The organism is Streptomyces sp. NPDC005195 (genome assembly GCF_040608315.1).
GTDB classification, from domain to species: Bacteria; Actinomycetota; Actinomycetes; order Streptomycetales; family Streptomycetaceae; genus Streptomyces; species Streptomyces kaempferi.
This window is the reverse complement of record NZ_JBEXHZ010000104.1, coordinates 1-8,294: the sequence shown is the minus strand read 5'-3', so window position 1 is coordinate 8,294 and position 8,294 is coordinate 1. Positions and strand designations below refer to the sequence as shown.

Genomic DNA, 8,294 nt, shown 5'->3' with positions numbered 1-8,294 from the left:
TCAACCCTGCTCATGGGCATCGCCGCCCTAGCCGCAGCCGGCGCGGGCACCGCCCTCGTCACGGCCGGTCGCCGCAGGACCCGCCGGAATTAGCGCCGCGGCAGGCGACGCGGTGTGGCCGCCACGGTCATCATCAGCGGCGCGTACGCGGTGGCGGAATCGGTGGTGAGCGCGGCGACGGGCGGTGCTGAGCCCGGCCGCGGGCCCCGCCTTGGGTCACGCCTTGGGTGAAGTGCGGAATTCTCCCTCGACCGTCCCCCCCCGGACCACCCGGATCGCCCGCGAGACAGACCCTTTGGTCCGGTCTCACGGGCGTATCCGCGGGGACGGGAGTCCGCCTGTGCGGCGCGTTACTCGTTCACGTCGATGTGCCTGGCCAGTGCGGTGACCCTGAGCTCGCCGTTGTCGACCCACTGGGGAAAAGCCAGTGTCTTGTGCTGTGTGGCGGCGGGCGGGGTGACCTGGAGATACGAGGCGTGCACCGCGCCGGCGGTGCCAGTGTTGGCGTGGCTCCAGGAGACGACCGCCTCGGCGCTCCCGCCGTCCCTGAGGACGAGGGTCTTCTTGCCGGGGCTGGCGGCGTACCAGGTGTCACCCCAGTGGGTGTGCGAGGCGAGCGTCTTGTGCGCGGAGTTCTCCAGGCCCAGCCCGGGGTAGCCGCGCAGCGCGCACGTCCTGCCACTGAGGTTGCGGAGATTTATGACCACGCCCTGGTGATTCATGCCACCGGCCAGCTTCTGGCCGAAGGTCGCCTTCAGCGCGGAGGCGGAACAGGTGGGCGTGGACTTCGCGCTGGTCGAACTGCCGGGTGCGGCCTGTGCGACGGCGGTACCCGAGAGACCCAGCCCGACGACGGCAGCCCCCGCGAGCACCGCACGGCTGATTCGGCGGTCGCCGCGAGCACCGGCCGCTGGACGGACGGCGGTCCGGCCCGTGTTCCGGTAAGCGTTGATCACAACGATCACACTCCATTCGGATCCGGCAGCACGGCCGTTGTGGGCAGCCGCGAGCCATCTTCTTGCCCTGTACACGAGTCCGATGCGCCGCACGGCGACAAAGTTCGCGGCAGACCCGAAGAACTTCTCGGCACCGATGCTCGACCCCGCGGGTCGCTGAGTTTGGCCGACACCACAGGCCACCCGAGGCCGTCCTGCGAGGCCCGGCAGGGACGTGGCGGCCGTCCCCCTCGCCGGACGCGCAAGGAACCGTTCTCTCCACCAGTCATGGCGAGGTTGTTCGAGATCTCGTTCGCGGTCGCGTATTCGCCGGATTGTTGCGCGAAGTATTGACTGCGCCAGAAGCGACCCCTAAATTCCACGTTCGAAAAGAGGAACCGCATTCGAAATATCGAACTTAGCGGTGAGGGAAGGTGGCGGGAGAGACCGGCGCCTCCCCACGAGGTCCGTATCGCGGTCCTCCGCCATGCGGTCCCAGCGGGCGACGTGGTTCGGGACAGTCATGGTCGTAGCTCACGCACATTGTCCTGCCTTTCATGTGAAGGAGCGCATCGTGCCCTCTGCAGGCGGAATACACCGGCGGGCCGGCATCACCCCGCGCAGGGCTGTGCCTCTCGCGCCACCGGCCCAATGACCCGGCAGGGCTCTCCGCCCTCACGTCCTTCGCTGTAGGCACCGCCCATTCAATCGGCTGCGTGATCCGTGCCGAGCGGGACAACCAAGCCTCCTGTCCTCACCTCCGCTCACCTGTGCTCAAGTACCGCGCGGTGAACCACGCACCGGTTTCGCGAAGCAGATGAACTTCCCCCGCACATGTGCCGGGCCCGACACCTCGGCCCCGGCCGGAATCCGTCATGTCCCGGGCCGCTACTCGGGACCTACCTTCACACCACGGGAGAGCTCGATGTCCTTATCCCGATCGATTCGATGGTCGGATCGGTTCCGACGGTGGGCACTGTCCACAGGCGCCGCCGGCGCGCTCGTCGCCGGAATGCTCACCCTCGGCGCGCAGCCGTCACAGGCGGCAGGCTCACAGCCCTGTGACCTCTACGCGTCCGGCGGCACCGCCTGCGTCGCCGCCCACAGCACCACCCGCGCCCTGTACTCCGCCTACAACGGGCGGCTCTACCAGGTCAGACGCTCCTCGGACAACACCACCCGGGACATCGGCGTGCTGAGTGCGGGCGGATATGCCAACGCGGCGACCCAGGACTCCTTCTGCGCCGGCACGAGCTGCGTCATCACCGTCGTCTACGACCAGTCCGGCAGAGGCAACAACCTCACCCAGGCGCCCCCCGGCGGGTTCAACGGTCCTGCCGCGGGCGGATACGACAATCTGGCCGACGCGACCGGGGCGCCCGTCACCGTCGCGGGCCACAAGGCGTACGGCGTCTTCGTCGCCCCCGGCACCGGCTACCGCAACAACCACACCTCCGGGATCGCCACCGGCGACCAGCCCGAGGGGATGTACGCGATCCTCGACGGAACGCACTACAACGGCGGTTGCTGCTTCGACTACGGCAATGCCGAGACCAGCGGCCTCGACACCGGCAACGGCCACATGGAGGCCATCTACTTCGGCAACAACAGAGTCTGGGGCTCGGGGGCCGGCAACGGCCCCTGGGTCATGGCCGACCTGGAGAACGGCCTCTTCTCCGGGGCCAACCCGCATCTCAACACGAACGACCCGACGGTCAACAACCGATTCCTGACCGCGATCGTCAAGGGTGAGCCGAACCACTGGGCCATCCGGGGCGGCAACGCCCAGTCCGGAGGGCTGTCGACCTACTACAACGGCGCCCGTCCCAGCGTCGCGGGCTACAACCCGATGAGCAAGGAAGGCGCCCTCATCCTCGGCATCGGCGGAGACAACAGCAACGGGGCGGCCGGCACGTTCTACGAAGGTGTCATGACCTCCGGCTACCCGACGGACGCCACCGAGAACGCTGTCCAGGCCAACATCACCTCGGTCGGATACAGCTCGGGTGTGAGCGGACTCGCGCCCGGCTCGCGGATATCGTTGCGAGCCACGACAGCGTGCTGCACCAACGACTACCTCCGCCATGACGACGCCGACACCAACGTGGTGATCTCCGCTGTCTCCTCGTCGAGTTCGGCCACGGACAAGGCGGACGCCACCTGGGTCGTCCGCGCGGGGTTGGCCAACAGCTCCTGCGTGTCCTTCGAGTCAGCGAACAAGTCCGGCCAGTACCTTCGGCATTCGGCCTTCCAGATACATCTCGACGCCGGCGACGGGAGCTCCACGTTCACGCAGGACGCGACCTTCTGCCCCCAGGCCGGCAACAACGGTCAGGGAGTCGCCTTCCCCTCCGTGAACTATCCGGAGAGGTATCTGCGCCACTACAACTTCACCGCGTACCTCGCCGGAAACGGTGGGCCGAACCCCTGGGACAACGCGAACGCATGGTCCGACGACACCAGTTGGCTCGTAGCCACCCCCTGGGCGTAGCACGGAGAGGCGTCCCGTCTCCGGCGTGTGGGCCGGAGACGGGAGGGACCGCCCTACTTGGCGGTCAGGAACTCGTCCATGGACAGCGGACGGTTCACGATACGGATGTCACCGACGTTGCCGTGGAAGACGACATCGACGGCGCCCGCGTACTCGTGTCCGCCCACCAGCCAGGGCAACCCGAGCGAGGTGAGGCCGACCGACAGCCGGTTCGGGTTGTCGACGACCGGAGCGCCATCGACGTACAACCTCGTGAAACGGCCGTCGTTGACCACCGCCAGGTGCCACCACTTGAGCTCCACCATGCCATGACCCCAGTTGGTCGTCGGGTAGGTGTCGTTCAGCGGGTAGTGGTTGAACTGCGCCTCACGGCCGTTGTTCGTGATGGCGAACTGCGCCAGCGGCTCGTTAGGGTCGGTGTTCTTGCCGTGCTTGCCGGCCGCCCCGGCGGAACCCCGGCGGCTGAGAATCGACGCGTTGCCGTTCTTCCCGGAGTCCCAGTCCAGCGGCAGCATCACGAACGTCTCGATCGTGTACCCGGACTTGAACGTCTCGGCGTTCAGCGGCGCCTTCGGGCCGGTGCTCAGATACGAGCCGTGGACCGGGTTCCTGCCGCCGACGAACTTCAGGCTGGCGTGCCCCGGCTGGTCGGGGTGGTGGTCCGCGGACCACGTCAGGGCGTCGGAGGCAGCGCCCGGCACCGTCACCACCGTCAGGTCGTTGCCCTTGCCGGAGAGGTCGTGGATCGTCTGGCCCGCGGAGAGCGAGGTGCCGGGCGCGCCCTGTCCGTCGAAGCGCCAGTACGCCAGCGTGCCCTTCACCAGTTCCCGGGCGGCCGGGCGGGCCGGGCGGACCGGAACCGGGATGAAGCCGGCGAACCGCTTCTCGAAGTCGATCGGTATGGAGAAGTCGTCGACCGGGCCCGTGATCCGCGCGTGCTCGGCCGCCAGTTCGTTGCGCGACTCCGGCTCCTGAGCCAGGATCCACGGGTTGATCGTCTCGACGTCGATCGTGTCGCGGGCCAGGTCGAAGTGGTACAGCCGGATCATGCCGCCACCGCCGAAGTAGCGGTTCTGGTAGTTGGTGATGTGCATGGCCACGTCGTGACCGGCGGCGTTCTTCCTGGTCGTCCGGCCGGGGGGCCAGTAGTGGCCGTTGAGGGTCAGGAAGATCTGGTCGTTGTCGTTGATCAGCTTGTCCCAGACCGTCTGGCCGTAGCCGGAGAGTACGGCGTTGTCCTCCGGGTCGCCGGACTCGTAAGGGAAAACGTTGTCATCGTACGGCGAAGCGACGATGTCGTGCGACGTGAGGATCACCGGCATCTTCGGGTGGGCCTTGATGACGGCGTTGGCCCACGCGAAGCCCTGGTCGGTGGTCCGCCAGTCCAGGGCCAGCACCAGCCACGAGCGGCCCGCGGCCTGGAAGATGTGCGCGGTGTTGTAACCGGTCGGGTCCGCGCCGGCGAAGGTCTTCGCGCGCTTGAACCGGTGCGGGCCCATGGTCTGCAGGTACGGCGTGTCACCACGGCTGTCGTCGCCGGTCACGTCGTGGTTGCCTGCCAGCACGCTGTACGCGGCCCCGTGCGAGTCCAGCACGGCGAACGCCTTGTCGACCTGCTGGAACGACGACGGATCGGCGTCCTGCGTCAGGTCGCCGAGGTGCGCCATGAACACGATGTTGTCGGTGGCGATCCCGCTGTTGTCGATGATGTAGCGGAACGACTCCTCCTGCGGCGTCCGGTTGACGCTGTCCTGGCTGCCCCAGTACAGGAACTGGGTGTCCGGCATGACCGCAAGGGTGAACTGGAGGGCGGTCTGATCCGGTCTCCACGTGCCGGTCCTGCCGCTCCTGGCGGAGTCCGCGGCGAACGCGGACGTTCCGCCGACCACGGTCCCGCCGACTCCTACGGCCGCCGCTCCCGCACCGGCCAGTGCCGCGTTGCGCAGAAAACCTCGCCGACTCCGCTCGGTCGGCTCTTGTGACGGGTTGTCATCGATAGTGGACATAGGAGCCCTTCCCGGGTCGATAGAGCAAACAGCAACGACGCTAGCCAGGAGCGGTCCGAGCCGGGCAGACGTGAGATGACAAACGACGATCAAGCGTCTGTCCAGGACTGAAAGTGCCCGTCACGTATCGGCCGGTCGCTGATGTCCCGGAGGGCGGACGGTGACCGGAACGAGGGGAGGACCGGCCACGCCGTTCCCTCGCACTCCCGCGAGTCCACGACGGGAGGGGCGGGGTACGGCATCGGGTGGCCGGGAGTTGCGGACGGAGCCGGTGGCCCACCGCGTCGCTGACGGGCCGCGTTCGTGGATTTCGCTAGCGTCGACCCATGTTGCACACGAGATTCACCGAAATGTTCGGTATCGCTCACCCGGTGATGTCCGCCCCCATGGGCCTGCACAGTGGCGGGACGCTCGCTGCCGCGGTCTCCGCGGCAGGCGGCCTCGGCTCCTTCGGAGGTACGCACCCCTGGAAGGAGCCCGACTGGATCCGCGCCGAGATCGCGACCATCCGCGCCACGACGGACCGCCCGTTCGGAGTCGGGTTCATCACGCCTTTCCTGCCGTTCACCGAGTCGCACTTCGAGGCGGCGCTGGAGGAGCGCGCAGATGTCATCGCGCTCTCGTTCGCCGACCCCCAGCCGTGGGTCGCTCGCGCCAAGGTCGCCGGCGCGCGGGTGATGTGCCAGGTCCAGAACTACGACGGCGCGGAGATGGCGGTCGCCGCCGGAGCCGATGTGCTCGTGGCACAGGGCACGGAGGCCGGCGGCCATACCGGGACGATGGGTCTGCTGCCCTTCCTGGCCGGGTTGGTGAGGCGATATCCTGAGGTTCCGGTGCTGGCCGCGGGGGGCATCGGCGACGGTCGGACGCTCGCGGCGGTCCTCACGGCCGGTGCGGACGGCGCGTGGTTGGGCACGGCGTTTCTCGCTACGCCCGAAGCGGTCGAGGTGCACGATCTCCACAAGCGCCTGATCGTCGAGAGCGATGGCAGCGACACCGTATGGACGCGGGCCTACGACATCGTGTCGGACCTGCCGTGGCCGGAGACCATCGGCGAACGTGTCCGCCGCAATCGGTTCACCGACGAGTGGGCGGAGTGCGAGGCGACGCTGCGGAACCGCAAAGGTGAATTCGCGCCTCCGGAAGACGTCAACCCCCTTGAGAGCACGCCCGACCCGGACACCAGCGCGATTCTCTACGGTCAGTCGGCGACCTTCGTCGATGCCGTCCGCCCCGCTGCCGAAGTGGTCCGGGGGATCAGCGACGAGGCCGAGGCGATCCTGGCCTCGCGGCCCCGCGCGCTGCTGAACTGACCTGTGGGCAGGCGAAGAAGCCGCCATGGCGCACGGCGCAACTCCGGCGGTCGTCCTGGTCGGCTCCTCGCTCCAGGACCTTCGCTCTCCACGTCTTCCACGTCTTTCCCGGCGGGCCGGAGTCCCTCCTCATCGCCCAGCGGCTCTTGCCTCCGCCGGACTGCGCCGACTGCTCGTTCGCGGATACCGTGGCCGCCATCATCGGCGGCTCCGTGGCTACGGTGCCCGGACCGACGTCCACCGAACCGTCAAGGAGGCGACCCGCCGTGCGCATCGCGACGCGCCAGTTCACCACTGGCCCCGACCCTCAGAACAGTCTGCGGCCGACCGAGGAACGGACTCACCGGCGCCCGGGGGTGCGGCGATGAGCAAACCCGAGCTGGAGTTCCACCGGCCCGACGGGCTCTGGAGCACGCCCGCGGGAGCCGCTCCCGGAATTCAGGAACAGGTCCTGGCCGAGGATTCCGCCACCGGCGCCCGCACCGCGCTCGTGCGCTGGCAGCCGGGCACCGACACCTCCGGCCAGGGCGTGTCCCGGCACGACTCCTGGGAAGAGGTCCATCTTCTGGAGGGCGCCCTGCACGACCTCACACTCGGCTCGACCTTCACCGCCGGGATGTACGCATGCCGCCCGCCCGGCATGCCGCACGGGCCCTGGACCTCGGCAGAAGGGGTCACGATGCTCGTCATCACCTACCCCGAGACCGGTTGACCGGCGCGCGGCGCCAGGAGCGCGTCGGCCAGGTGTGACCGACCGGGGTGGTGACTCCGGCGGACGGGGGAGCGCACCGCGGCGGTGGCGGCTCGGGCCGGCCGTGGGCCAAGGCCGGTGATTCTGCCGATGCGCGGGGCCGGTGGTGGGCCGGACAGTTGCCCCGCAACCACCGAGACGGACCCCGCCGCTTCGCAGCGTGCGCCTTCCGACACCCACGCCCAGGCAGCGCCGCGGGCACGGTGCGGGTCCGTCGCCCCTCACCGAGAGGACGCCCCCACCGTGCAGCAGCCCAACCGAGCATTCCCCGCCGCACCCGCCGCACCCGATCCGACCGCGCGCCGCCCGCACCGGTTCATGAGCCGTCTGGCGCGGGCCGGCCTCACGGCGCTCCTCGCCGCGGGCGGCCTTGTCGCCGCGCAGGCCACCGGAGCGCAGGCGATCGGAGCACTGGTCGTCTCGACCCAGGCCGCCGCGAACCCGTACGAGCGTGGCCCGGCGCCCACGACTGGCAGCATCGAGGCGACTCGCGGGCCGTACGCCGTGTCCCAGACCACCGTCTCCTCGCTCTCGGTGACCGGCTTCGGCGGCGGCACCGTCTACTACCCGACCTCGACCAGCGACGGCACCTTCGGCGCGGTCGCCATTTCGCCCGGGTACACCGCGTACCAGTCGTCCATCGCGTGGCTCGGGCCCCGGCTGGCCTCCCAGGGCTTCGTCGTGTTCACCATCGACACCCTCTCCACCCTCGACCAACCGGACAGCCGTGGGCGGCAGTTGCTCGCCGCGCTCGACTACCTGACCCAGCGCAGTTCCGTGCGGACCAGGATCGACAGC

General features: G+C 69.0%; 5 protein-coding genes and 1 pseudogene. 4 read left to right on the top strand and 2 right to left on the bottom strand.

Features of this window, described 5'->3' with window-relative positions; all coding sequences use genetic code 11:
* Nucleotides 1-350 precede the first annotated feature (350 nt).
* Nucleotides 351-956, bottom strand: coding sequence for a DUF4232 domain-containing protein (locus ABZV34_RS35580; RefSeq protein WP_356286213.1), 606 nt, complete (start codon nt 954-956; stop codon nt 351-353).
* Nucleotides 957-1,947: 991 nt separating this feature from the next.
* Here ABZV34_RS35580 and ABZV34_RS35575 point away from each other — a divergent pair.
* A complete protein-coding gene (locus ABZV34_RS35575; protein WP_356286210.1) occupies nt 1,948-3,426 on the top strand; it encodes an alpha-L-arabinofuranosidase B in 1,479 nt (492 codons plus the stop codon).
* 53 nt (nt 3,427-3,479) lie between these two features.
* Here the strand turns inward: ABZV34_RS35575 and ABZV34_RS35570 are convergent, their stop codons facing one another.
* Nucleotides 3,480-5,213 carry a LamG-like jellyroll fold domain-containing protein gene (locus ABZV34_RS35570; RefSeq protein ID WP_356286207.1) on the bottom strand — a complete coding sequence of 578 codons (1,734 nt, stop codon included), beginning with the start codon at nt 5,211-5,213 and terminating at the stop codon, nt 3,480-3,482.
* 545 nt (nt 5,214-5,758) lie between these two features.
* On the opposite strand from ABZV34_RS35570, the gene ABZV34_RS35565 reads away from it, so the two are divergent.
* From ABZV34_RS35565 to ABZV34_RS35555, 3 genes and pseudogenes are all read left to right on the top strand, one after another.
* Complete coding sequence (locus ABZV34_RS35565) at nt 5,759-6,745, top strand: nitronate monooxygenase (protein ID WP_356286204.1); 987 nt, start codon at nt 5,759-5,761, stop codon at nt 6,743-6,745.
* A gap of 364 nt (nt 6,746-7,109) precedes the next feature.
* Entirely contained in the window at nt 7,110-7,457 is a 348-nt protein-coding gene (locus tag ABZV34_RS35560; RefSeq protein WP_356286201.1) for a cupin domain-containing protein, read from the top strand.
* A gap of 357 nt (nt 7,458-7,814) precedes the next feature.
* Nucleotides 7,815-8,294 (top strand): annotated as a pseudogene (locus ABZV34_RS35555) (alpha/beta hydrolase); the annotation flags it as partial.